Annotated in this window: 24 protein-coding genes and 1 pseudogene; 6 read left to right on the forward strand and 19 right to left on the reverse strand. The window is 41.7% G+C overall.

Annotated elements, in window-relative coordinates:
* Positions 1–97 precede the first annotated feature (97 nt).
* Positions 98–820 (reverse strand): hydrolase, encoded by a 723-nt coding sequence (locus tag ACSR9O_RS02500; RefSeq protein WP_101224119.1) that lies wholly within the window; start codon positions 818–820, stop codon positions 98–100.
* A 296-nt stretch (positions 821–1,116) separates the two neighbouring features.
* Between ACSR9O_RS02500 and ACSR9O_RS02505 the strand changes: the two genes are divergently transcribed.
* On the forward strand, positions 1,117–1,308 hold the full coding sequence (locus ACSR9O_RS02505) for a YjzD family protein (protein WP_048686917.1): 192 nt from the start codon (positions 1,117–1,119) through the stop codon (positions 1,306–1,308).
* 82 nt (positions 1,309–1,390) lie between these two features.
* On the opposite strand, the gene clpB is transcribed toward ACSR9O_RS02505, so the two are convergent.
* The 5 genes from clpB to ACSR9O_RS02530 all read right to left on the reverse strand — a co-directional run bounded on the left by clpB (position 1,391) and on the right by ACSR9O_RS02530 (position 8,220).
* A complete protein-coding gene (gene clpB / locus ACSR9O_RS02510) occupies positions 1,391–3,979 on the reverse strand; it encodes an ATP-dependent chaperone ClpB (RefSeq protein ID WP_491723854.1) in 2,589 nt (862 codons plus the stop codon).
* A gap of 331 nt (positions 3,980–4,310) precedes the next feature.
* Positions 4,311–5,510, reverse strand: coding sequence for an FAD-dependent monooxygenase (locus ACSR9O_RS02515; protein ID WP_491723855.1), 1,200 nt, complete (start codon positions 5,508–5,510; stop codon positions 4,311–4,313).
* Between the two features lie 126 nt (positions 5,511–5,636).
* Entirely contained in the window at positions 5,637–6,749 is a 1,113-nt protein-coding gene (locus ACSR9O_RS02520; protein WP_101224122.1) for a cupin domain-containing protein, read from the reverse strand.
* Positions 6,750–6,779: 30 nt separating this feature from the next.
* Positions 6,780–7,271 carry a DinB family protein gene (locus ACSR9O_RS02525; protein WP_491723856.1) on the reverse strand — a complete coding sequence of 164 codons (492 nt, stop codon included), beginning with the start codon at positions 7,269–7,271 and terminating at the stop codon, positions 6,780–6,782.
* A gap of 1 nt (position 7,272) precedes the next feature.
* On the reverse strand, positions 7,273–8,220 hold the full coding sequence (locus ACSR9O_RS02530; protein WP_101224124.1) for a fumarylacetoacetate hydrolase family protein: 948 nt from the start codon (positions 8,218–8,220) through the stop codon (positions 7,273–7,275).
* 392 nt (positions 8,221–8,612) lie between these two features.
* On the opposite strand from ACSR9O_RS02530, the gene ACSR9O_RS02535 reads away from it, so the two are divergent.
* The gene (locus ACSR9O_RS02535) at positions 8,613–9,371 is read left to right on the forward strand and encodes an IclR family transcriptional regulator (RefSeq protein WP_491723857.1); all 759 of its coding nucleotides are present in this window, start codon (positions 8,613–8,615) and stop codon (positions 9,369–9,371) included.
* Positions 9,372–9,424: 53 nt separating this feature from the next.
* On the opposite strand, the gene ACSR9O_RS02540 is transcribed toward ACSR9O_RS02535, so the two are convergent.
* The 8 genes from ACSR9O_RS02540 to argC all read right to left on the reverse strand — a co-directional run bounded on the left by ACSR9O_RS02540 (position 9,425) and on the right by argC (position 19,183).
* Positions 9,425–9,604 (reverse strand): YjzC family protein, encoded by a 180-nt coding sequence (locus ACSR9O_RS02540; RefSeq protein ID WP_034314546.1) that lies wholly within the window; start codon positions 9,602–9,604, stop codon positions 9,425–9,427.
* 126 nt (positions 9,605–9,730) lie between these two features.
* On the reverse strand, positions 9,731–10,690 hold the full coding sequence (gene argF / locus ACSR9O_RS02545; RefSeq protein WP_048686903.1) for an ornithine carbamoyltransferase: 960 nt from the start codon (positions 10,688–10,690) through the stop codon (positions 9,731–9,733).
* Positions 10,687–13,806 (reverse strand): carbamoyl-phosphate synthase (glutamine-hydrolyzing) large subunit, encoded by a 3,120-nt coding sequence (gene carB / locus ACSR9O_RS02550; RefSeq protein WP_491723858.1) that lies wholly within the window; start codon positions 13,804–13,806, stop codon positions 10,687–10,689. The genes argF and carB overlap by 4 nt, the downstream gene beginning before the upstream one ends.
* Positions 13,799–14,881, reverse strand: a complete 1,083-nt coding sequence (locus ACSR9O_RS02555) for a carbamoyl phosphate synthase small subunit (RefSeq protein WP_101224127.1) — start codon at positions 14,879–14,881, stop codon at positions 13,799–13,801. The genes carB and ACSR9O_RS02555 overlap by 8 nt, the downstream gene beginning before the upstream one ends.
* Before the next feature lie 81 nt (positions 14,882–14,962).
* A complete protein-coding gene (gene argD / locus ACSR9O_RS02560; protein ID WP_491723859.1) occupies positions 14,963–16,114 on the reverse strand; it encodes an acetylornithine transaminase in 1,152 nt (383 codons plus the stop codon).
* On the reverse strand, positions 16,111–16,884 hold the full coding sequence (gene argB, locus ACSR9O_RS02565; RefSeq protein ID WP_101224129.1) for an acetylglutamate kinase: 774 nt from the start codon (positions 16,882–16,884) through the stop codon (positions 16,111–16,113). The genes argD and argB overlap by 4 nt, the downstream gene beginning before the upstream one ends.
* A gap of 12 nt (positions 16,885–16,896) precedes the next feature.
* The gene (gene argJ, locus ACSR9O_RS02570; protein WP_101224130.1) at positions 16,897–18,129 is read right to left on the reverse strand and encodes a bifunctional ornithine acetyltransferase/N-acetylglutamate synthase; all 1,233 of its coding nucleotides are present in this window, start codon (positions 18,127–18,129) and stop codon (positions 16,897–16,899) included.
* 16 nt (positions 18,130–18,145) lie between these two features.
* Positions 18,146–19,183, reverse strand: a complete 1,038-nt coding sequence (argC, locus tag ACSR9O_RS02575; protein ID WP_230177377.1) for an N-acetyl-gamma-glutamyl-phosphate reductase — start codon at positions 19,181–19,183, stop codon at positions 18,146–18,148.
* 232 nt (positions 19,184–19,415) lie between these two features.
* On the opposite strand from argC, the gene ACSR9O_RS02580 reads away from it, so the two are divergent.
* Positions 19,416–20,105, forward strand: coding sequence for a Crp/Fnr family transcriptional regulator (locus ACSR9O_RS02580; RefSeq protein WP_101224132.1), 690 nt, complete (start codon positions 19,416–19,418; stop codon positions 20,103–20,105).
* Positions 20,106–20,333: 228 nt separating this feature from the next.
* Here the strand turns inward: ACSR9O_RS02580 and moaA are convergent, their stop codons facing one another.
* From moaA to ACSR9O_RS02595, 3 genes are all read right to left on the reverse strand, one after another.
* Positions 20,334–21,347, reverse strand: a complete 1,014-nt coding sequence (gene moaA / locus ACSR9O_RS02585; RefSeq protein ID WP_427573836.1) for a GTP 3',8-cyclase MoaA — start codon at positions 21,345–21,347, stop codon at positions 20,334–20,336.
* Positions 21,348–21,453: 106 nt separating this feature from the next.
* Positions 21,454–21,762, reverse strand: coding sequence for a metal-sulfur cluster assembly factor (locus ACSR9O_RS02590; RefSeq protein ID WP_034314562.1), 309 nt, complete (start codon positions 21,760–21,762; stop codon positions 21,454–21,456).
* A gap of 95 nt (positions 21,763–21,857) precedes the next feature.
* On the reverse strand, positions 21,858–22,646 hold the full coding sequence (locus tag ACSR9O_RS02595) for an alpha/beta fold hydrolase (RefSeq protein WP_491723860.1): 789 nt from the start codon (positions 22,644–22,646) through the stop codon (positions 21,858–21,860).
* Positions 22,647–22,876: 230 nt separating this feature from the next.
* Here ACSR9O_RS02595 and ACSR9O_RS02600 point away from each other — a divergent pair, with 230 nt between their 5' ends.
* The 3 genes from ACSR9O_RS02600 (at position 22,877) to ACSR9O_RS02610 (ending at position 24,138) form a co-directional block, all read left to right on the forward strand.
* Positions 22,877–23,692 (forward strand): Cof-type HAD-IIB family hydrolase, encoded by an 816-nt coding sequence (locus tag ACSR9O_RS02600; RefSeq protein WP_101224135.1) that lies wholly within the window; start codon positions 22,877–22,879, stop codon positions 23,690–23,692.
* 102 nt (positions 23,693–23,794) lie between these two features.
* Positions 23,795–23,947, forward strand: coding sequence for a hypothetical protein (locus ACSR9O_RS02605; RefSeq protein WP_202190617.1), 153 nt, complete (start codon positions 23,795–23,797; stop codon positions 23,945–23,947).
* Entirely contained in the window at positions 23,947–24,138 is a 192-nt protein-coding gene (locus ACSR9O_RS02610; protein WP_101224136.1) for a DUF3813 domain-containing protein, read from the forward strand. The genes ACSR9O_RS02605 and ACSR9O_RS02610 overlap by 1 nt, the downstream gene beginning before the upstream one ends.
* Before the next feature lie 47 nt (positions 24,139–24,185).
* Here ACSR9O_RS02610 and ACSR9O_RS02615 read toward each other — a convergent pair.
* Together ACSR9O_RS02615 and ACSR9O_RS02620 are read right to left on the reverse strand one after the other, a co-directional pair.
* Positions 24,186–24,434 (reverse strand): annotated as a pseudogene (locus ACSR9O_RS02615) (KGG domain-containing protein); the annotation flags it as partial.
* A 135-nt stretch (positions 24,435–24,569) separates the two neighbouring features.
* Positions 24,570–25,412 (reverse strand): YitT family protein, encoded by an 843-nt coding sequence (locus ACSR9O_RS02620; RefSeq protein WP_230177369.1) that lies wholly within the window; start codon positions 25,410–25,412, stop codon positions 24,570–24,572.
* Positions 25,413–25,486 lie beyond the last annotated feature (74 nt).

Consider the following 25,486-nt stretch of genomic DNA (forward strand, 5'->3'; position numbering starts at 1 on the left):
CAGCCTCCTCGTATGCCATCAAGCCCACTTTACCCGGCACGTCTAGTTTTTTTAGATGCTGTATCGTATGCAAACCATTGTAAAAATATATCTCTTCTCATAAAGTCTCTTCATTCTCATTGAAAAACTTCTGTATTTGATAGGGGATTTTATAACGTTTTTCGGGCAGTATATAAGTCAGCTGCAAGTCTGCTTTTCTAGCCAGCTGGATTTGCCGATAAAGGGAGGCTTGCTCTTTCCGTAAGCTTCCAAAAACCTGAATCACTTTCATGGGGATATTCTCTGCGATCATTGAATCTTCAGTGTCCAGTATATGCTGTTCACATTCTGCCGGATCGAGCTCATATGCAGCAGCGACCTCGGACAGCCACTTTTTATAGAAGAACTTATTTTCCTTTTCTTTCTCCAGTTGTGCTTTCAAGGAAAAAACCGGATCTATCAACACGACGGACCGTATTTTATTACCAAGTTGATTCATTAACTTTAAGGCAAGGAGTGCGCCTGTCCCCTCTGCCAATATATGAACCCTTTGATTGATTATTTCTTTTTTCAAGAACAGAATATATAGGTTAAGGGAAAGCTCGAGTGCTTTAGGACTGCCCCAGTTGGCTCCATAAAAATTGGATGAAAATAGCGTGTATCCGTATTCCTTTAAATATTCCAATATCTGCAGCCTGCCAGGATGCTGCAGCCAAAAGCTGCTGTCTTTTTCGACAAAATGACTACGGTCTCCAATTACCATTACGGAAAAACCACTGGGCCGCTCTGGATAATAGATGATATTCCATTGGTCATCAATTTGAAAAGTTCGCTGTTCCATCGTTCAAACTCCTTTAAGGAATATTACTACTACTATATTAATTTATGACGAAAAATAGAAAGGGTCAGTGGAAACGCCTAACTTCTTACTCTTAAATTAACCAAGCACGGAGTTTTTGCTTTTATTTTTTCCTTATGATTTCCCTTTTGAAGTTTGAAACCAACTAGTCTGCCTGAAAAAGTTCTCTTATGAATTAATGTATTGAATTATTTAAAGGTTATTATTAAAAACACGTTTTAACTGTATATTAATTATGGTAAGATAAAAATGAATGTAGTGGAATGAGGTGAAATTCGATGCGTTATGCTTGGACAATTTTTTGGACATTCTTATTAGTGCATATGACTGTATATGTTGTTTCTTCCATGATCGGAGTTTCATACGATGCTGCGCAGGGAACGATTTTAGGATTAGCTGCTGCTATCCTGATTTGCATCATCCCGGCTATCATGCCTGCTGGGCCAGCTAAAGACTCTCATCAACATTAAGAAGCAAAAGAGGACATCCTTTATAGGATGTCCTTTTTGTTATACCGTACTTTGCTTACGGGTAAACTACATTTCAACGTTTTTATATGAGAACCAATTCATCATGATCATAATCAATCGTTATTCCTTCTTTAATCTCAACAGTCCCGGCAATGATTTTACGGGCGATTTTCGTTTCCAGATGCTTTTGGATGAATCGCTTCAGCGGTCTTGCCCCATATACCGGATCATATCCTTGTTCCGCAATGAATTCCTTAGCCGCTTCAGTAACATTCAGATCTATATTTTGTTCAGTTAACCTTACTTGTAATTGATGAACCATTTTATCTACGATTTCCACGATTTCTTGTTTCGTCAGAGGTTTGAATAAAACAATGTCATCAACGCGATTCAAAAATTCCGGACGGAAATGCCCTCTTAACTCTTTAAAGACCTGATCTTTTATTTCTTCTTCAATGCCGCCATCCACCCGGTTGGACTGCAATAAGAAATGGGATCCGATATTGGAAGTCATGATGATCACCGTATTTTTACAGTTGATTGTTCTTCCTTGGGAGTCTGTTATCCTTCCATCATCCAGCATTTGCAGCAAAATATTGAAGACTTCCGGATGCGCCTTTTCAATTTCATCCAATAATATGACTGAATATGGGTTTCTCCTAACAGCCTCCGTAAGTTGGCCGCCTTCCTCAAATCCAACATATCCAGGAGGTGCACCAACAAGGCGGGACACTGAATGTTTCTCCATATATTCCGACATATCGATTCGAATCATATGTTCCTCACTATCGAATAACGTTTCTGCCAAAGCTTTTACCAATTCGGTTTTACCTACACCCGTTGGCCCAAGAAAAATGAATGAGCCGATTGGTCTGTTTGGATCTTTAATTCCAGCCCTTGCTCTTAAAACAGCATCGGATACGAGTTCCACCGCTTCTCCTTGACCTATTACGCGTTCATGAAGGATATCAGATAGGCGAAGCAGCTTCTCCCTTTCACTTTCCACCAGCTTGCTAATCGGAATCCCCGTCCACCTTGCAACAATCGAGGCAATTTCCTCCTCCGTCACTTCCTGGCGAAGCAATCGTGATTCCTGTTTTTCCTTTTCCAATTCGTCTTCCATTGCGTCCAATTCTTTTTGAAGCTGCGGAATCCTTCCATGCCGAAGTTCAGCTGCCCGGTTAAGGTCATAGTCATTCTCTGCTTGTTCCAGTTCATGACGCAATTTCTCAAGCTCTTCACGTTGATCCTGCACCTTTTGAAGCGCTGATTTCTCCATTTGCCACTTCGATTTCATGCTATTCGCTTGATCCTGAAGTTCTGATAGTTCTTTTTGAAGCACTTCCAGTCTCGCCCTGCTTTGAGGGTCCTCCTCATTCTTCAAGGCGGCCTCTTCAATTTCAAGTTGCATGACTTTTCTCGTGATTTCATCCAACTCGGATGGCATTGAGTCGATTTCCATTCGGATCATCGCACATGCTTCATCCACAAGATCTATTGCTTTATCCGGTAAAAATCGCTCCGTTATATATCGGTTCGAAAGGACAGAGGCCGCAACGATCGCCCGATCGTGTATCCTGACGCCATGGTGAATTTCAAACCGTTCCTTTAATCCCCGCAAAATTGAAATCGTATCTTCAACATCCGGTTCGGGAACCAGAACCTGTTGGAAACGGCGTTCCAGAGCCGGATCCTTTTCAATATATTGCCGATATTCATCAAGGGTCGTTGCACCGATACAATGCAGCTCACCGCGTGCAAGCATCGGCTTTAACATATTTCCGGCATCAAGTGCGCCATCCGTTCTTCCTGCACCGACAATTGTGTGCAATTCATCAATGAATAATAGAATTTTACCGTCACTCTTCTTAATCTCATTCAAGACCGCTTTTAGGCGTTCCTCAAATTCACCGCGGAATTTGGCGCCAGCGACAAGCGCACTCATATCCAGTGAAAAAACGGTCTTGTCCTTTAATCCCTCAGGCACATCCTTCCTGACTATCCTTTGTGCCAGCCCCTCGACGATGGCTGTTTTACCTACTCCGGGTTCTCCTATTAATACAGGATTATTTTTCGTTTTACGTGAAAGGATCCGGATGACGTTACGGATTTCCGTATCACGGCCGATTACGGGGTCGACATTCCCCGATTTAACCTCAGCAACGAGATCTCTCCCGTATTTTTTCAGTACTTCATAAGTGCTTTCAGGATTTTGACTAGTCACTCGCTGATTCCCCCTTATATCGTTTATTACCTGTTTTGCTTTATCATAATCAATTCCATATGATGAAAAAAGCCTGTTCACATTCGTTTTATTGTCCTGCAGCGACGCAAGGAGTATATGTTCGACAGATAAGTATTCATCCTCCCACATCAGCATTTCCTTTTCGGCAGCCGTCAACATTTGCTGCAGGGAGGATGACATGTAAACCTGGGAAACACTCCCGCTCACTTCCGGTAATCGATCCAGTTCCTTATTTAGCTCTATATCAAATAGATTCATCGGTTTACCAGATTCCGATAAAATCCTGATTAATAAACTTTCATCCTGTTCCATTAATGTTTTTAATAAATGAAGCTCTGTCAGCTCGGGATTCCCTCTATCTTTGGCTAGCTCCTGGCCGCCGATGAACGCCTGTTGGGTTCTCTCCGTCATTTTATTAATATCCATCTTAAAACCTCCCATTCATCTATATCATGAACGAATTCCCACTCAGTTTGACCAAATTTGACCTTTATATTTTCATTATACTTCTAATTTTCCCCATGTAAAGAAAAGTTACTAAAAATGCAGGAGTATGGAAAATAAACGGAAAAAACCCTTCTTCATATAGAAGAAAGGCTTTTTCCGTTTGTACAATTTGGTTGATTTCCTATCCAGGCACTCGCTTTCCGCGGGCGGTCCGGGAGCCCCCTCGGCGCCTTTACGCCTGCGGGGTCTCGTACACCCGCTCCAATCATCTTTGTTCTAACTTTTAGATGCATGGATGAAACAAAACGGATTATGCTTTCACGGCCGTTTTATTATAACCATGAAATTCATCGATGAATTGGAAATCCTTATCCGTCCGACCTGCAAGGATCGTATCTCGGAGCAGAATGCCTGCATCGGTCGTGTTGTGGATGATTTCCCCCCACATTCTTGCGCTCGATTGAACATTAGCCGTGCGCGGTATGCGTTCCTCTTGATATTCCAAAAATGCCTGTTCAATGTCATTCCCATGCTTATGAAGCATATCCGACAAATAAGCTGCATCTTCTAAAGCCTGGCAAGCTCCTTGTGCCAAGTATTGAAGCATCGGATGTGCCGCATCTCCCATAAGCGTAATTCTTCCTTTTGTCCAATTATCAATTGGTAAACGGTCATACATTGGCCAACGGCGTTGCCTTTGAATGAATGAAATCGCATTCTGAACAAGCTCACAAGTTCCGGCAAACACACGGTCCATTTCTTCCGGGGTTCCCCATTGATCTGTTTTTTCGTTTTCTTCCGTATATTGAGAACTTTTGAAGACCACTACTTGGTTGTACAGTTCTCCCCTTCTAACCGGATATTGAACAAGATGAAGGTCTGGGCCAATCCACATATAAACATCATCTAAATCTCCATGGCTCGTAACCTCTTCCATCGGGATCGCTCCCCTGTATGCAACATATTGTGAGCAGACCGGCTGATCTTCCACAAAAAGTTTCCGTGCCTTGGACCATAATCCATCGGCTCCAATGACAGCAGTTCCTGAATGTTGGGACCCGTTGGCAGAAGTAACCGTCACTTCACCTTCATTTTCTACTGTCTCAATAACGGTTTGATTCGTAACCAGTTCGATATACGGGTTCTTTTCACATGCTTCAGCCAGTACTTTATGCAAATCGGATCGATGCAAAACAACATATGGAGCTCCATATCTTTCTTTATAAACATCACCTAAATCCAAAGCGGAAAGCTCTTTTCCGGAAAATGCATCCATCAGCACCAACCTTTTTGGAAATACTGCAATTTCATTGATTTTATCCATGACGCCTAAACGCTGCAAGACGTTGGTGGCATTTGCTGCGAGCTGAATGCCTGCACCGATTTCGCCAAACTCGGGAGCTTGTTCAAGGACTTTTACATACTGTTTTGTTTCTGCGATTCCTAAAGCAGTTGCCAATCCGCCAATTCCCCCACCGATAACGATGAATGGTTTATTTTCTGTGTACATCATAAATTCCCCCTATATTAGTTGCTATTAGCCAATGTTGCGGACCACACACAGTAAGCGTTTTCATTCGACTGGCATTCCATATATTCATCAGGACCTAAGCTGAAGATTCCAAACAGATTATTTTCAAACCAAAACAGGCTTGAATTCACTTTCAACCTTTTGGTAACCATTGTTTGCGTCTAATGCCTGTTGCTGCTCCAAATCGAATCTCTCCATTATTGGTAGGTCGTTTACCGAGAATAAGTAAGAATCCGCTTCTGCAACGTGCTCATGCCATGCCCAATTTGGAACGACGAAATAATCACCCTTGGACCAGTCAAAGCGCACTCCATTAATGACCGTATAGCCTGATCCTTGGTGCACTTGATATATTGTGGAATGGGTATGGCGATGTGCTTTCGTATGGAAACCTTTCGGTAGCTTCTGCATCCATGCCCCCATCGTCGGATTGGCCGTTTGGCCATTTGATGGATTGATATATTCCACGGCGAAACCATCATATGGGTCCGGTTCGAAATTCATTAATCCTTCTATCGCTGCTTTGGTCCCTTTCCACTTGTAGTTGGCAAGCGGTGCCACTTGTGAATAACGGTCGGATACTGGACGAACCATTCCGCCTTGATAACGGAGCTCTGAAAAATTATCGGGCCGTTTAGGCGTTTCAATCCGATCAGGATATGGTTCAAAGAAAGTGCCGCCTATGGAATAGATGGTTGGGATATCAAGGGCATCCATCCAAATCATCGGTTTATCACCAACATGTCCATGACCATGCCATAGGTTTTTAGGCGTGATCAAGAAATCTCCTTCTTCCATGAAGATCCTTTCTCCCTGCACGATGGAGTAGGCACCTTCACCATTCGTGATGAAACGAAGTGCACTTTGGGAGTGACGGTGGGAAGGGGCCACTTCACCTGGCAGCAATAGCTGGACCGCTGCATATAGCGTTTGTGTTGTCGAAGCCCATCCCCAAGGCTGACGATAAGTGAGTCCAGGATTCTGAAAATAAATGGCCCTGCGCTCCCCACCTCGGTCAGGTGTGAATATTTCAGCTGCTTCCATCAATTTTTTTGTCAAAAGCTCTTCTTTCCATAAATAAGCATGCGCATGAGGTTTAGGTTCATGGTCCATCAGAGCGGGAATGGCTTCCCACAGCGGCCCAAGGTTATACTGCTGAATATCCTTTGTAAAATCTTTTACGATTGTACTATTCATGTATTCAGATTTTTCAGCCATATTAATCCCTACTTTCTTTTTTATCTTGCCTCACTGGATTTTAGAAAGATTTCGCTTTATTTGATCATAGTGTCCTGAAACATGCTCATCGATGAAGTGATCGACAATATAAGAAACTGGTTTGTTTCCGAATTTAGCGAAATTCCGGTGTGGCGATTCTTTGGATAGTGTTTCTTCATCTAAATTCCCGAGACTGCTCTCCACTTTATATTTAAGCTCCTCCACTTGCTTCATGACATCTTCGACAGCAAGTTTGTCTGTATCGGTGACTGCTGCCAAACGGGCTGGATCTTGCAATCCACGCCCCCATTCGGCTCCTGGCATCGCTATTACAGTTTCCACTTCACCTAACCAATAAGGAATGGCTTCAACTAAATGGGAAAGTATCTGCATGATTGACCATTCATCCTCTGCGGGTTTAAATCGAATCGTTTCTTCCGGTAGGTTTGCCGCTGTCTCAAGAATGTGGTCGATTGATTGTTGAACCGATTGGATTGATGTCCCGATTTCCTGATAAGCCATTTTATTTTCCCTCCCCGACACGTCGCACACGGTTTTCAAGATAACCTATTTTGTCTATTTCGATTTTGACAACGTCACCATCTTTTAAGAACACTTGTGGATCACGTGCTACTCCTACCCCACCCGGTGTTCCTGTGAGGACGATGTCACCTGGTTCAAGAGTCATTAAGTTCGATAAGAATTCAACTAGATACTTCACATCGAATACGAAGTTGGATGTATTCGTTTTTTGGCGTTCTTCACCATTTACCGTTAATCGGACATTTAAGCCAGATGGATCGGAAAGTTCATCGGAAGTGACTAACCAAGGCCCCATCGGAGCGCTTCCTTCAACCGTTTTCCCTTGTAGCCACTCAAGTGTGCGCCGCTGGATATCACGGTAAGTGACATCATTCGCAATTGTATAACCAGCTACATAATCAAGAGCATCTTCTTTAGAAACATTACGTGCCCTTTGTCCGACTACAAAAGCGAATTCCGCTTCATAATCCAGTTGTTCAGAGATTGGGAAAAACGGTATATCATCCTGGGGACCGATTACTGTATTGGCGAACTTTGCGAATACCACAGGGAATGGCGGCAGTTCACGCCCCATTTCAGCAATGTGCTCACGGTAGTTATGTCCGACACAAATAATTTTGCTTGGCTTTTGGACAGGGGCCTCAAGCTTTATATTTTCAATTTCATGTACCAATTTATGTCTGAAGGAATCACGATTGTTAATAGCGTAGTCCGCAGCCTTTCGCGCTATGGAAAGGCTTTCATTCCCTCCCTGTAAAAACTCCTCCATTGTTGCAGGGACATACGCGTCAGCGATTTGTTCACTGCGAAGTTTCCCTTCGCTTTCAAGAAGCGCTTGATAGGCATAGTTCAAGTCAACTACTACATTATTCGGGTAAATTGCACCAATACGTTTAAAGCCTTGACTGCTGAAAGTTACTAATTTCATATTTCATTCTCCTTTATTTATCTGGATTTTTTTAATACCTCTTTTTGATGCCACCATCCTGATTCAGCTGGATTCGCTTCACATACCAGTATTTGAATGACTGTACATCTTCTTAATTTCACTTATAGATAACACTGTTCACTATTTATATAAATGATAACTCAATTTTCGGAATATTGTCAAGAAAGTATTGCAAATTTTTGTACAAATGTTATCATCTACACCATTATCAGCACTTCGGAATCAATAAAAACTGCGCTAAAGTTATTTTTTAAATAGAAAAGGATATTGATAGATTCAAGCAGCCGGCGGTTTTTCTGCTAATTTTCATTTATATTTTACAGATTCTGATATACTAGACCTAAATTAAAACAGATTAGGGAGATTGATTTATGGAAATCGTAAAATCCGGTTCGACGATTCAATCATTACAAATAGGGATGAGCATCATAGATTTACTTGCTTCCCAAAGAACTCCTTTAAGATTCTCTGATATACAGGAATTAACGGAAATAACGAAAAGTAACCTCTATAAGTATTTGAATACTTTGACTCAACTGGAGCTACTATATCGCGATAAGACAACCGGTATGTATCATCTTGGGAGCAAATTGATTCAATACGGAATGGCAGCGATAGGAAATGAGGATGTAACGAGCAGAATAACTCCTTATTTACAGGAAATCAGTCACCATACTTCTTGCACGGTCCTTTTTTCCGTTTGGACATACGACGGACCAATAACTGCAAAAATATGGAATTCCAACCAAAACTTAAACATCGGGGCACAGTTAGGTACACGACTCCCGCCATCATCCTCTTCCGGAAAGGTATTCACTGTATTTCAGGATCCTTCATTGACGGCGGAATGGATTGAAAAAGATCGTAATGTTACAGGCTCGTTCCATAAAGAAACAAATGAATATGATGAAATTCGGAAATACAAAATAGCTTTTGCCAAAGAGCCACTTGTACCATCCGTTTCATCCATGTCCATTCCGGTTTTTAATTATAATTCGGAATTATTGGGGGCGATCACTGCCGTTGGGTTCAACGAGAGCATTCCTGATCATTATGAAGATCCTTTAAGCCATTATTTAAGGAAGTGCTGTTTGGAAATCTCGAATATATTCGGTTATTCCGCTGAATAGAAAAAAGCAGGAAGAAGGATTGCGATCATTCCTTTTTCCTGCTTTTAGATGTTTCATGGCTTCCGCTTATATGTCCATATCCGGTTATGATTGGATGTTTCAGGAAAAGAATCCCCTGCATCAAGCTTTACCATTTTCGGATTCACTACCGTACTGCCCGTTTCACCGATTTCTACGTAGGTCCCATTATTCGGTGCCTTCTGACCTGGCTTAAATTGACGATTTTGCCCCATAGATCTCACCCCTTTACATGCTTTCCCTGTTATTATTACCAGGTTCCTTCCTTTCATGTCAGAAAAATTAGGAAAGCGGCTTGAATCAAAAAAGCGTCCGCTCAGAGAGCAGACGCCTTTTTTTGGTTAAGACATTAAGTCCACTAGGACCGCCTTTTGGGCATGGAGACGATTTCCGGCTTGGTGAAAAACGACGGAATTAGGTCCATCGATGACTTCAGCCGTAACCTCTTCCTCCCGATGTGCAGGCAGGCAATGCATGAATAAGTAATCTTCTTTAGCAAGTTTAACTAGCTCACCATTTATTTGATAATCTTTAAAAGCTTCCAAGCGAATACCATTCTCTATTTCCTGCCCCATGGAGGTCCAAACATCGGAATAGACGATATCTGCATCTTTTATTGCTTCCGAAGCTGAGGTTGTCACCAAAATTTCACTGCCAGTCTCTTCTGCCACTTTTTTAGCATATGCGACGACCTTTTCATCAGGTTTGTAGGCGTCAGGACATCCAATGGAAAAATCCATTCCCATTTTTGCACAGCCTACCATTAATGAATTGGCGACATTATTGCCATCACCGATATAACTCATCTTCAAGCCTTTTAGCTGCCCTTTTATCTCGATGATCGTCAAGAAGTCAGCAAGCACCTGACAAGGATGGGCAAGATCTGTTAACCCATTGATGACTGGGATAGAAGCATTTTCTGACAATTCCAGGATTTTCTCATGCTCAAAGGTACGAATCATGATGCCATCAATATATTCAGAAAGGACTTTTGCAGTATCGGAAATAGTTTCACCACGTCCAATTTGCAAGTCATTGCCACTCAGGAACAAAGCATGTCCGCCAAGCTGCATCATGCCCACTTCAAAAGAAACACGGGTACGGGTAGACGATTTTTCAAAGATCATCCCCAGCGTTTTGCCTTTTAAAGGCGTATATTCTTCACCAGCTTGCAATTTGCCTTTAATGGTCTGCGCCAGTTTTAACAAATCTGCAATTGCCGTTGGTGTAGACTCCTTCATGGTCAAAAAATCTTTTCCATTTAAAATCTTCGCTTGTGTCGGTGCCGTCATTGAACTCATACGTGTGACACTCCTTTCGAATATGGTACAAGCCATTCCTGAAGTGAGTTCACCCCTGGATCAGCATTTTCTACCGATTGTAGATAGGCCTTGAACGTCTCTTCTTCCGTAAATGCAAGCAGTCGGTATTTCGCTGCAAGTAACCTTAGCTTCTTATCTTCCTCTGTCGTTCCATATGCCAAAACTACCGCCGCATTTCCTTCATTTAACCATTTATCAAAATCCGAATTCCCCAATATCAAACCTGCTTCTTTGATTTGGTCTAACAAATCTTCACTTAATTGGACAGATTCTGATTGATAAACACCAGTAGTATGTTTAGCTTTTTGAGCATGGAATACTTTTGTCAAAGCTTCATTTACCGTTTTCCCGATGGCGATCCCTTCACCCGTTGATTTCATTTCCGGACCTACTTTCGAATCAAGTCCGCTTAGTGCAAATGTAGAGAATACGGGATATTTGACGACTGCATATGGAATTTCATCCATTAAGCCCGTTTTTTCGAACGCGTTCGACAATGAATATTTCCCAAGCAATATTTTTGTCGCTATTTGCACCAAGGAAACATCGGTCACTTTACTGATGATTGGAATTGTCCGACTTGCACGAGGATTCACTTCCAATACATAAACACTATTTCCCTCAATCACGAATTGGATGTTCATAAGTCCTTTATAACCAAGTTCACTAACTAGTTTTTTAGCATAAAGGGTCATTTTATCTTTGATATCATCCGTTAAGGATTGAGCTGGCAATAATGCCATGCTATCCCCTGAATGGACGCCTGCTTTCTCTATATGTTCGGCAATGATGGGAATGTATACATCATTTCCATCCGCAATCAAATCGATTTCGGCTTCCTTTCCTGGAATATAGGAATCGATCAACACTGGATAGACAAGTGCCGTTCCATTTGCCATTCTATTCAACAAGCTTTCCTTGGAGCGGATGATTTCCATTCCCTGGCCGCCAATTACATAGGATGGGCGTAAAAGCACCGGAAAGCCGATTGCCTCTGCACTTGCAATTAATTGTTCATCACCATTAGCCATAGAACCCGGTACATGCGGGATATCCAGTTTTTGAAGAAGCTGATAAAAACGATCACGATCTTCTAATTGATCAAGTGTATCGAAGGAAGTCCCCAACAAATTGACACCGTATTCTTCCAGACCTTTTGCCAGGTTTATCGCAGTCTGCCCACCAAATTGGACGATAACATCTTTAATTTCTTCCGCTTCTATTACATTAAGAACATATTCAAGAGTCAACGGTTCGAAATAAAGGCGATCTGCCGTCGCAAAATCCGTGCTTACCGTTTCCGGATTATTATTGATCATGATCGTTTCAACATTTTCATCCTGGAGTGCATAAACACCGTGAACCGAACAGTAATCAAATTCTATTCCCTGCCCGATGCGGATCGGACCGCTGCCAATCATCAAGACTTTCTTTTTATCAGTTTTTTTCTGTTCGTTCTCACCAAAATATGTTGAATAGTGATAGTTCGTATGTGATTCGAACTCGGCTGCACATGTATCAACCGTTTTGTAGACAGCCGTAAGGCCCAGTGATTTGCGGTGTGCTCTCACTTCCATCTCACTTACTTTCCATACGGAAGCAAGATAGCGGTCGGAAAAGCCCTTTTCCTTGTATGTCTGCAGTTCTTCCTTTGTTACCTGATCGATTGCCTTAGATTCAATCTCAAATTCATAATGGATCAATGACGCAAAGGATTTAAGGAAGAAATAATCTATGGCTGTCGCTTCATGGATTTCTTCAATCGTCACGCCTTTTCTAAGCATTTCAAAAATGACAAATATTCGTTCATCGGATTTTTCGGCAAGCTTTTCCCAAAGTTCAGGAACCGATTTATTTTTCAGCGATGATAGCTGCAGCCCAATCGTTTTCAATTCCAAAGAATCGACGGCCTTTTGAACTCCCCCTTCAAAGCTGCGGTGTAAAGCCATCACTTCACCAGTCGCCTTCATCTGTGTTCCCAATTTGCGGTTGGCGGTCGTGAATTTATCGAATGGCCACCTCGGAAACTTCACCGCTACGTAGTCAAGAGCAGGTTCGAAGCTTGAGTATGTGCTTTTCGTTACTGGATTGATGAGTTCCGATAAATCGTAGCCGACAGCGAGCTTTGCGGCAATGCGTGCTATCGGATAGCCTGTTGCTTTGGAAGCCAGTGCCGATGAACGGCTGACGCGCGGGTTTACTTCTATTAAATAATATTGCTTGCTATTCGGATCAAGGGCAAATTGAATGTTACAGCCGCCTATGATACCTAAAGCAGAAATGATTTTAATGGATGCGGCACGCAGCATCTGAAACTCATCGTCCGATAAAGTCTGTGATGGTGCCACGACGATCGAATCACCTGTATGGATCCCTACCGGATCGATATTTTCCATATTACAGATGGTAATGCACGTATTGTTTCCGTCTCGCATAACCTCATATTCGACTTCCTTATAACCAGCTATGCTTCTTTCAATCAAGCATTGTGTAATCGGGCTTTCTTGAAGTCCGCCCCGTACAAGTTCCTTAAAGATGTCCAGTGAATCGGCAATACCACCGCCAGTTCCGCCGAGTGTATAAGCGGGACGAACGATGATGGGGAAACCGATTTTGTCGGCAAAAGCCAGCGCTTCTTCAAGTGTATGGACAATCGTACTGTCGGGAACGGGTTCACCTATTTCAAACATCAACTCACGGAACAGTTCACGATCCTCCCCTTTTTTGATGGAATCGATCGGGGTTCCCAATAATTTGACATTATATTTTTCAAGTACTCCAGCATCATCCAATTGATAAGCAAGATTCAATCCTGTTTGACCGCCTAATGTAGCGAGCAGGCCATCCGGCTTTTCTTTGGAAATGATCTTTTCCAGTACATCAACTGTTAAAGGTTCGAAATAGACAGCATCCGCATTCATATCATCAGTCATGATCGTTGCTGGATTGTTGTTGACCAGTATGACTTTATATCCTTCTTCCTTTAAAGCAAGGCAGGCTTGTGTACCTGCATAATCGAATTCGGCGGCCTGCCCGATGACAATCGGCCCCGAACCAATCACTAAAATGGTCTGTATCGTGTCGTCCTTAGGCATAAGCTTTTTCTCTCCCGCTATAATCATTTATCATTTGTAAAAAGTCGTTGAATAGTAATGAACTCTCGATAGGTCCTGGATTAGCCTCTGGGTGGTACTGGGTAGTGAAGATTGGCAAGTCTTCATGCATGAGCCCCTCAACCGTGTTATCATTCACGTTTCTGAACCTCACCTGCAGTGATGTTCCTTGCAGGCTCGGTTCATCAACCTCATAACTATGATTCTGCGAACTCATATACACCTTTTTCGTTTTCAAATCGACCACGGGCTGATTCGCACCGCGATGTCCAAACAGCATTTTTTTTGTATTTCCGCCTAAGGCAAGGGCCGTTAATTGATGACCGAGGCAGATGCCCATCGTTGGAAAATTCGTAATGATCTTTTTAATGTTTCCTAAGAGGTATTCAAGCTGTTTTGGATCCCCAGGCCCATTTGAAAGCAAAATGCCATCTGGCTTCAAGTCCTTGATTTGCTCGAATTCCGTATCGAATGGTACGACAGAGACTCGGCAGCCTTGCTCGACCAATGAATCCAATATGGATTTTTTATAACCGAAATCCATCATCACAACGTGCTTGTCGCCTTCCCCAAAGCTCTCGATAACCTTTGTGGATACCTCAGCTACATGGGCTGATAAACCAATCAGGCCGGGTGCGACAGTATATTTTTCTTCTGCTGTGATGACTGCCTGCATGGAACCTTCCTGTCTTATATTCTTAACGACCGCTCTTGTGTCAACATGGCTTAAAAGAGGGATGTTCCACTTGTCTAAATATTCACCAAGTGAATATTCAGCCTGATAATGGGAATGGCTCATATTCCCTTCATATACAATCACACCGGCAACATGCGGCTTCTTACTTTCAAAATCATGTTCATTGATTCCGTAATTTCCGATTAGCGGGTATGTGAAGATGACAATCTGGTCCTTATATGAAGGATCTGTCAACACTTCTTGATATCCGGTCATTCCTGTGAAAAAGACAATCTCTCCAGTGATTGTTTTTTCAGTAGATTTAGTCAGCAGTTCCCCTTCAAAGACGGAACCATTCTCTAAATATAGATAGCTTTTCATGATCTTCACCTCTTTAGATGATGTATATTTATATATACAATAGCATAATTATTCATTTTGTTCTATAAAAATTCAATAAATTTAGACAGTTTGTTTTATTGCCAATACTTTTTTAATTTTATTTATCGCCCTATCGATCTCCGATTCGGTAACTATCAGGGATGGGAGTAAACGAAGTACTTTAGGACCTGCACTCAATACAAGTAAGCCCTCTTCTTGCAGTTCCATTAAAAACACCTGAACATCTTGTTTACACTCAATTCCAACCATCATTCCCAGACCGCGAATCTCTTTCACTTCTTCCATGCCCTTCAATGCTTTTGCCAATTGGCTTTTAAGGTATTCAGCCTTTGAAACGGTTTCTTTTAAAAACCCTGAATGGAAAATTTCCTTTAACACAGCTTCAGCTGCTGAGACACTGACGGGATTACCTCCAAAAGTGGATCCATGACTTCCAGGGTTAAAAAACTCAGACAGCGCTTCCTTCCCAATCATCGCCCCGATTGGCAGGCCATTTCCCAGTCCTTTTGCAGAAGTGATGATGTCCGGTTGGATATTGAAATGCTGGAATGCGAATGGCTTCCCTGTACGCCCTATCCCCGTCTGAATTTCATCTATGATGATGAGAACTCCGTGTTCTTGGCATTTAGTTTGAATAGCGTCCAGATATGATTGCTGTACAACATGTATGCCGCCTTCTCCCTGAACGATTTCAATCATTACAGCTGCCGTATTTTCATCAATGGCTGCTGTCATCGCTTCATTATCATTAAATGGAACATATTCGAACGAAGCTAGCATCGGTCCGAAACCAGTCTTGATTTTTTCCTGCCCCGTTGCAGCCATCGTTGCAAACGTACGGCCATGGAAAGACTGCTGACATGTGACAATTTTGCTTTTCCCGGTAGCTTTACGTGCTAGTTTGATAGCTGCCTCATTCGCCTCGGCACCGCTGTTGGCAAAGAATACCTGACTTAAACCAGAGGCATCAGCCAGCATTTTTGCTGTCCGTTCCTGTATGGAACTTTGAAACATATTCGATACATGCCAATATTTATCAAGCTGTTCCGTGACGGCCGTTTTTACCTTCTCATGACAATGTCCAAGATTCACTACCCCGATTCCGGATGTGAAATCCAAATACTCTTTACCTGTTACACTCGTAATCTTCAATCCTGACGCTTTTCTTGGCTCAATGTTCCACCTTGCATATGTTGGAAATAAAGAACTCATTGTAATACCCCTTCCTCCTGAAGAAATTTCGTACCGATGAATTGACCGCCTTGATAAAAATGATCTTTCCCACTAACGATCATCACTTCTTCAATCCCTTTATTCAGCACCGACAACGCTGTATTGACCTTCGGGATCATTCCCCCATGGATACTTCCATCCATGATCATATTCTTCGTTTCCGTTTCATTCAATTTCTCGATGATCTGCCCGTTCTTCAAGACCCCTTTAACATCGGTTACAAATAAACACATATCGGCCGATAGTGCCTTCGCTACAGATCCTGCAGCCATATCGGCATTCACATTTAATTTAGTGCCATCTTCGGTAGTTGAAATGGGCGTCAATACCGGACAATAACCTTTTTCGAATAAAAGCCCGAATAATTCCGTATTGACTTGTTGTATTTCACCAACAGCTCCAAGTTTCTTTTCATCGATATAATCACCTGTGAGAATTCCGCCGTCTGAGCCATTTAACCCGACTGCCTTGATGCCATGAGCCTCCAATTTATGAACGAGGCTTCGGTTTGATTTGCCTGCCAGCATAAGTTCCACAATTTCCAACACTTCAGTGGTCGTTTTTCTTAACCCATCTTCAAATACAGGTTCAATTTCAAATTTTTCAAGCATTGAATTTATATCAGGGCCGCCTCCATGCACAAAGACGATATGGTAGCCGCGGTTTTGTAACTCTTTAACACTATTGAAAAACGACTCCGATAACTCGTTAATGATGCTGCCGCCGCACTTAATGACTAATATGTCCATACTTTTCACCTCTTACGAACGATAGCTTCCGTTTATTTTCACATAATCATAGGTTAAATCGCAGCCCCATGCCGTGCCTGATTCATTACCATCTTTCAAATAAACATTAATGATGATACTTTCATTTTCCAAGTATGCTTTGGCATCTTCCTCAGAAAACATTATTGGCTCACCATCTTTAAGTACGACAATGTCACCAAAAACGATCGTTGTTTGATCGGGATTGAATACCACTCCGCTTCTTCCCATCGCAGCAATGATTCGTCCCCAGTTTGCATCCGCTCCAAAAGCTGCCGTTTTCACTAGATTTGACCCAACGATCGTCTTCGCCATCATCTGTGAATCTTGCTTCGTATTCATGCCATGAACATTCACTTCTATTAGTTTTGTGGCACCTTCTCCGTCTTTCGCAATTTGTTTTGCGAGATTTTCCGAAGTTTGCTTTAATAATTCCAGGAAGATGGACCATTCCGGATGGTCAGGTGTCAAAGGTTCATTGTTCGCTTCTCCATTCGCGAGCACCAACACCATGTCGTTCGTTGAACAGTCGCCATCAACCGTGATTTGATTGAATGTATCATTGGTAATCGAGGATAGTGCCTGCTGTAAATCAGCCGGTTCAATTACAGCATCCGTCGTAATGAAGCCGAGCATTGTGGCCATGTTTGGATGAATCATTCCCGAGCCCTTTGCAGCACCGCCCATTTTCACGGTTTTGCCGTCAATGATTGTTTCATAACCACAGCTCTTCGTTACGATATCCGTTGTTAAAATGGCTGTACCAAAAGCTTCAGCAGCTTCGGGTGTATTTTCTGGCTGCAATGACGCTATGCCTTTCCTTACCTTTTCCATTTCCATGAATTCCCCTATGACTCCTGTTGAAGCCACTGCAAATGAATGGTCCTCCAAACCGAACTTTTGAGCAGCAAGCTTCCTCATTTCCTTTGCATCTTTTAAACCCTGTTCACCTGTACAAGCATTCGCACAAGCACTATTCACTACAATGCCGTGTAGTTTCCCAGTAACGGCAATGCTGTCTTTCGTTACATTGATTGGAGCTGCTTGAACTATATTTTGTGTATAAACGGCAGCGGCTGATGCTGGGACATCGGTAAAAATGATGCCAACGTCCTTTTTAGAATAGCGTAATCCTGCATGGACACCTGACGCTTTGAACCCTTGGGGCATTAAAATGTTTCCTTCTTGAATATGTTTGATTTCTTCAACTTGCTGTAGTGTATTCATTGTTTCCCTCCAAAGTTTACGGATATATCGGACTGTTCCATAGTCCTGCCGTTTCTTCTAGTCCCATTAAAATATTTGCATTTTGAATGGCCTGCCCTGCAGCACCCTTCACTAAATTATCAATTACCGAAACCACCGTTACCTTACCTGTCCTTTCATCATAATCGACGCCAATATCGCAAAAGTTCGATCCATATACCTGTTTCGTGGATGGAAAGCGATCAAGGGGCTGTACCCGGACAAATGGGTGGTTCTCGTATACGGTTTCGTATAAATCCTTTAATTCAACATTTGAGGTTTCCCGATTTACCTTAATATACATCGTTGCCATAATCCCTCTCGTCATTGGAACAAGATGTGTATTAAAGGTAATAGGTTGTATACCTGTTGACCATCGCCCAAGCTGTTGTTCGATTTCAGGTATGTGTTGATGTTGATTTACCTTATATATTTTAAAGTTCTCATTCATTTCACTATAATGGGTAACTGCCGAAGGTGATTTACCCGCCCCTGAAACCCCGGATTTTGCATCGATGATCACATCGGCAGCTGCTCCCGCCAATCCTTCAGTGAATAAAGGGGCAAGACCTAATAGTGAAGCGGTTGGGTAGCACCCAGGATTTGCAATAATCGTCGCTTTTTTGATTGCTTCGGCATTCCATTCAGCCAACCCGTATACGGCCTCTTCAATAATATGCTGAGGCGCGGCCGGCTTTTTATACCAGTGCTCGTATTCACCTGGAGTTTGAAGCCTGAGGTCTCCTGATAGGTCGATCACTTTAATGTCAAGGTCAGAAAATTCCGAAATCAATTGCGAGGAAACACCGGAAGGAGTTGCAAGAAATACAATATCGGATTTTTTTGCAATCGCTTCCGGATCAATTTTTTCTAATGTATCTTTCATATGCATTAAATGTGCATTATCTTCATATAAACTTCGACCAAATTGGGATGAAGTATGCAATGATTTTATTTTAAATTGCGGGTGATTATTCAAAAATCTTATTAGTTCCATTCCTCCATAACCCGTTGCACCTACTATTGATACGTTCATAAAACCATCTCCTATAATTTCAGGTCCCTGTCATTCTTTGATTCTATTATTATATGACTGAATAAAAATAAAATCAAATGTATTTTTATAAAATTTAAAACATAAATTTTACATGAAAAATTATCCAACGAAAATCCTAGAATTATCCAAACTTGTTGACTACTAGGGTTTTTTCCGTTTAAATCAAAGGTAGTAATTGAGTAATGACGCTATCTGAAAGGTGGTCATATGCATGAATGAATTATCGTTATCTAATCGGATGCATGCAATTTTAGATAATAAACAACAAGTTAAACATATGGAAAAAGGGCGCTACCTTTTTCAGGAGAGCACCCCAGCAAGTGATTTGTATTACATTATTAAAGGGAAAGTGGAAGTGAGCAAGGTTGTTCCCGACGGTCGGGAATTGACTATACGCATTAGTTCGGAGAATGATTTGGTTGGGGAAACCGTCTTATTTTCTCAAAATCCTAAATATATGATGAATGCAAAAATGATGGAAGATGGAACTGTTGCGGTTATCTCCAAAGAAGCATTAGAAGATAAAATCGCCTCCGATAGCCATCTTGCAGTCGAGATGATGACATGGTTATCCGCTCAAAACCGTAAAAACCAGGCTAAATTCCGCGATATGCTCCTGCACGGTAAGAAAGGTGCATTTTACTCCACCCTCATCCGTTTATCAAATAGCTATGGCACTGAAGCAGAAGACGGTAAAGTTATCAACCTTCCCTTTACAAACCAAGAACTCGCCAATTTTTGCGGCACATCCCGCGAGGTGGTCAATCGAATGCTTGCTCAATTAAGGAAAAACAATGTCATCTCCATTAAAAAGGGACGCATTACGATTCTTGACTTTGACTATTTGAAACAGGAAATCGACTGTGAAAACTGTCCAATAGAAATCTGTACCATCGATTGAATCCTTCCCATAAAAAAGCAGCAATACATAATGCCTTACTGTTCTTAAAATGATTGGAGTTTATTTCACGCTAAATCCATCCCTAGGACCATTGAATTATTTTCATTGCCTTGTGTCCTATATAAAAATGCATAAAAAAAGTATAAAATGACTGACATCAGTTCCTGACAACTATTCAAAAAAAGGGATGGCATAACTGCCATCCCTTTTTTTACTCATTCGGACGGATTACCCGCCAATGAATGACATTTCGATTTTTTCCTGTTTCTTCACCGTTCCCGCTGCCCGCTCATCCGAATAGCGGTCGTCCCTACGGTTCCAAAGTGAAATGATGAACCCGGTCAATTCTTCATCTGTCATGTCGGAACGGAGCAATGACTTCAAGTCATTTCCCTTTCCATTAAACAGGCATGTATATAAACTTCCATTAGCAGAAAGACGTGCACGTGTACAACTTGAACAAAAAGACTCGGATACCGAGGTTATGAAGCCCACTTCTGCATTAGTGCCTTTATAACGGTAGCGTTTTGCCACCTCTCCAAAATAATCTTCTTCAACCGGTTCAAGATCGAATTCGGTTTGGAGCATCGCAAGCAGTTCTTTTTTCGTAATGACATTCTTCAACTGCCAGCCATTTGTATGTCCGACATCCATGAATTCTATATAGCGTAATTGAATGCCCTCATCTTTACAAAATCGGGCCATCGGCAGGATTTGAGATTCATTGGTTTCTTTTTTCACAACCATATTCACTTTTACGCCAAGCCCTGCTTCCTTGGCAGCAGCGATGCCTTCAATAACTGGCTTTATGCCGATATCCCTGCCGTTCATCTTCTTGAAAAGGTCGTCATCGAGGCTGTCCAAGCTGATATTCACCCTTTGCAAACCAGCTTCCCTCAAATTCACGGCATGTTTTTTCAAGAAGACCCCATTCGTGGTCAGTCCAATATCTTCAATGCCTTCAATTTTAACGAGATTTGAAATCAGAGTGGTAAGATCTCTCCGTAGTAATGGTTCCCCGCCAGTCAACCTTAGTTTTTTTACCCCTAAGCCTGCGAATATTTTAGAAAGCCTTACAATTTCCTCATAAGATAATAGCTCACTTTTAGGCAGGAACTGAAAATTATCGTGAAAAATTTCAGCAGGCATGCAATACTGGCAGCGAAAGTTACAGCGATCTATGACTGAAATCCTTAAATCCCTTAGTGGCCTGTCCAATGAATCTTTAATTTGACTGTTCAATTAACCACTCCTAGCCGAAAGTATTAGAAAAAACCAGACCATAAAAAGTGGCTCCTTGAATGGATTCACTTTTTTTGACTGGCTTTTTATTTCTATTACAGAGTTATCATTTGATACCTAATGCAATTTTAGCATATCTGGACATTTTGTCTTTCGTCCATGGCGGACTCCAGACAATCTTCACATCCGTTTCCTTGACCTCGGGGATATCTTCCAGAACCAATTTAACTTGATCTACGATCGTCCCAGCCATCGGACAGCCCATTGCTGTCAATGTCATCGTCACCGTAGTCAGACCTTCCTCATCCATATCCACATCATATACCAAGCCTAAATTAACGATATCTATACCAAGCTCAGGGTCAATGACCTGCTCCAAAGCTCCTAAAATAATGTCTTTTGTATCTTGATCCACTTCGATCACTCCTTTTATGGATAATCTCTTCGTTTTAGATTATCGGTTTCATCATTATGTCCGTATAAGCATCATAACAGATTTTGTGTAAGTACTTAAGCATTTTGCACAGCTGACAGTAAATGTTTCGCGAACCAGTCTGCTGTCTTTAGCACTCCTTCTCTACTGACCTTATGTCCAGCCTTGGGGTCAAGGATAAAATCAATTTTTTCATCTGCCTCATCATACCCTGCTTTGACCCCTTCATAAAAACGGTATGCATGTTGATAAGGCACAACCGGATCTTTGGCACCATGCCAAAAAAGAAGCGGACGGTTGCAAAGCTTATCCTGATTAAGACTCAAATCAAATGGCTTGAGCTGTTCAATCACCTTGGCAACTTCCTCATCAGTAGCTGGGAAATTAACTTTCCTTTTCTTAATCTCCTCCATTTGGAGCTCTGCATACGCGACATATGATGGGTTACCCATTAAACTGACTCCGGCGGAAATCCATTCATAAGCAGCCAGGGCCCCATTAGTCACTATTCCCCCCATGGAGGTACCCGCTACGCCAATTCTGTCGGGATCAATTAATTTTCGGGATAATAAATCATCCTTCAGCAAAGATAAATCCTGGATTGTCTGTAAAACCATTTCCCAAAAACGGGGCATCATTTGAGAATCACTTAAACCGGCTTCCCTTTCCCCATGATGAATCACATCGGGTAGAAGCACCCGAAACCCCTTTTCAGCCAATAAATAAGCATAGTGTAGATTGTGCTCTTTTGCACTTTGAAAACCATGTATAAAAATAATAAGCGGCAATTCCTGTTTGAAAGTGGTTTCTTCACCTAGGTGCAAGACAGGAATATTTCCAATTAGTTCTTTTTCAATTATTATCAAGTTAACCCCTCCGAATAATTTGTTCCGGTCTTTCCAATACCATTATCAAAATGGCATTGGCATTCATCATTTCATTCCTTTAAACCTGAGCTTCGCTTTAATTATCTTAATCCTGGATATAGTAATATCATACAGGAATGCATAAAGAATGAAAAAGATTTACATTTACTTTAAAATAGGCTTAACAATATTCACATATAATGAAATCAAAAAGAACAGAAGGTGTGTACATGGCTGAGAAACATTTGATCGTATTGGATCTTGATGGTACTTTACTTACAGATAACAAAACAATTTCTTCAAGGACTAAAAAAACACTCCTGAAATTAAAAGAAGATGGACACGAAGTTATGATCGCCACCGGGCGTCCCTTTCGCTCAAGTGAACTTTATTACCGGGAATTGGGGTTGAATACACCAATCGTTAATTTCAATGGTGCTTTCGTCCATCACCCATTACATACAAGCTGGGGGGTATACCACTCTCCACTGGATATAAATGTTGCGAAAGAGATTGTCGAAGCATGTGATCAGTTTAAATATCACAACATCATCGCAGAAGTCCGGGATGAAGTTTATGTCCATTATCATGATGAAAAATTGATGAACATGTTCAATGTAGGAAATCCGATCATGAAGACAGGTGACTTGCGCAATTACCTTCAGGATTCCCCAACTTCGATGCTAATTCACACAGATAGTGAATTCGTAGGACAGATTCGCCAGCATTTATCCGATGTTCATGCAGAATTGGTCGATCATCGCCGCTGGGCAGAGCCTTTTCATATCATCGAAATAATAAAAAGCGGGTTAAGTAAAGCCGTAGGGCTTAAACGGGTATCCAACTATCTGGAAATTCCTCAAAATAGGATAATCGCCTTCGGTGATGAAGATAATGATTTGGAAATGCTTGAATACGCGGGAACCGGGGTGGCCATGGGAAATGCGATCTCACCAGTAAAAACGGTAGCAAATACGACTACATTGACGAATGAAGAAGATGGTATAGCCGTCTTCCTCGAAGAAAAATTCAATATAAAAGCCTAATACGTCATTTTTTACCTTCATAATATCGACCTTTCAAGCCAAACTAATATGGACAACAGATCCATTCCGTTGTCGAAACGCTCAGAATCGGAGGAGATAAGAATGGGTAAAAGCAGTAAATCTAAACGATTTGTACAGCAAGGCAAAGAAAGTGTTGCCAAGCATGCCGAAAAAATCCCTTATCACACTACGTTTGAAGAAGCAGAAAAAGACAGGTTAAGAATTATGTCTGAACAAAGCTATGGTGGCTTCTAATGGGAAACAAATTATTTCAAAAGGCAAGGGAATTTGTTGAAGAAGCTCTCCACTCTGAGCATGACGGTGACCAGCAAAAGACAGAGGAAATCGCTAAAAACGCTCTTTCATCAGCCTTTGCCAATACGAACGAGGCCGAAAAAGAACAACTGCGAGAACTTCAGGAAGAGCTGGAAAACCACTCTAAATAACGTGAAAGCCTCCAGGACAGGATTCCTGGAGGCTTTCGCTTGTTTCAATTGTTATTTCGTGCCTTACCGCCTTTTTCACCGATCTCTTTATAAAAGTCTTTACCATGGGAATCAGCAGTGGCTTCCCCACCCTTTTGTCCAATTTCTTGATAGAATTCCTTATCATGATTATCCGATGTGGCTTCTCCGCCCTTTTGCCCAATTTCCCGGTAAAAATCCTTGTCGTGATTTTTAGATGTGGCTTCCCCGCCTTTACGGCCTGCTTCCTGTCTGCTCATTTTTTCGTCGTTGGCCATTTTCATCACTCCTTCTAAGATTTTAAATTGGCGCTACAATATAAGAATTAGCCGTTTTGTACAGGCAATAAACTTATTACGCCCAAATACTGCCTTTTGTAATAGAAGTGTAATGGCCTAGATTTTTTGTTAATATCATTCCCTGCGGAAAGTTCCAACAATGCCTGACGTTTCTATGATGTTTGTGAAAGCGTGTGGATCCACTTCCTTGATGATCCGTTCAAGGTCATACAGTTCATACCTTGTAATGACAATCAATAACATTTCCTTAGTTTCGTTAGTGAACGCACCTTTTGCGGGAACCCTTGTAATTCCGCGAACTAATTTAGCGTGGATTGCCTGTTTAAGCTCTTCGCTTTTCTTTGTAATGATCATGGCCGTAAGCTTTTCATGACGCGTATGTATCGCGTCCACGACACGTGTCGATGTATAAAGGGTAACAAGTGTATACAAAGCTTTTTCCGGTCCATAAACAGCACCTGCCGTAACAATGATCACGCCATTCAGCAGAAATAAATAAGTACCTACAGGTTTATCTTTCTTCCGCGAAAGAAGCATGGCGATAATATCCATTCCTCCAGTCGATGCACCGTATTTCAATGTGATCCCCACACCTACTGCAGCAATGACTCCGCCAAATACCGCATTCAATAATATGTCAGGTGACCAGCGTGTAATCGGAATGATTTCCATAAAGAAGGACATCAAGGCAACACTGAGGAAACTATAAAAAGTGAAAGACTTTCCAACCTTTCGCCAAGCAATGATCGTTACTGGAATGTTCAATAAAAGCAATAGAATACCTGTCGATACATTAAAAGGAGCAAAAGAACCAATCATCCTTGATAGAAGCTGGGCAACTCCCGTAAAGCCGCTTGCATATACGTTTGCCGGTATTAGAAAAAAGTTCATTGCAATGGCATTAAGCAATGCTCCGACCACAACTATGATAATTTTCTTCATTTCACCACTAAACATTCTAAAAACCTCCATTTCACCCTTATTCTATTATCTTTTTACCCTTAATTATTTATTCTATTTACGTAGAGATT

The organism is Peribacillus sp. B65 (genome assembly GCF_058513295.1).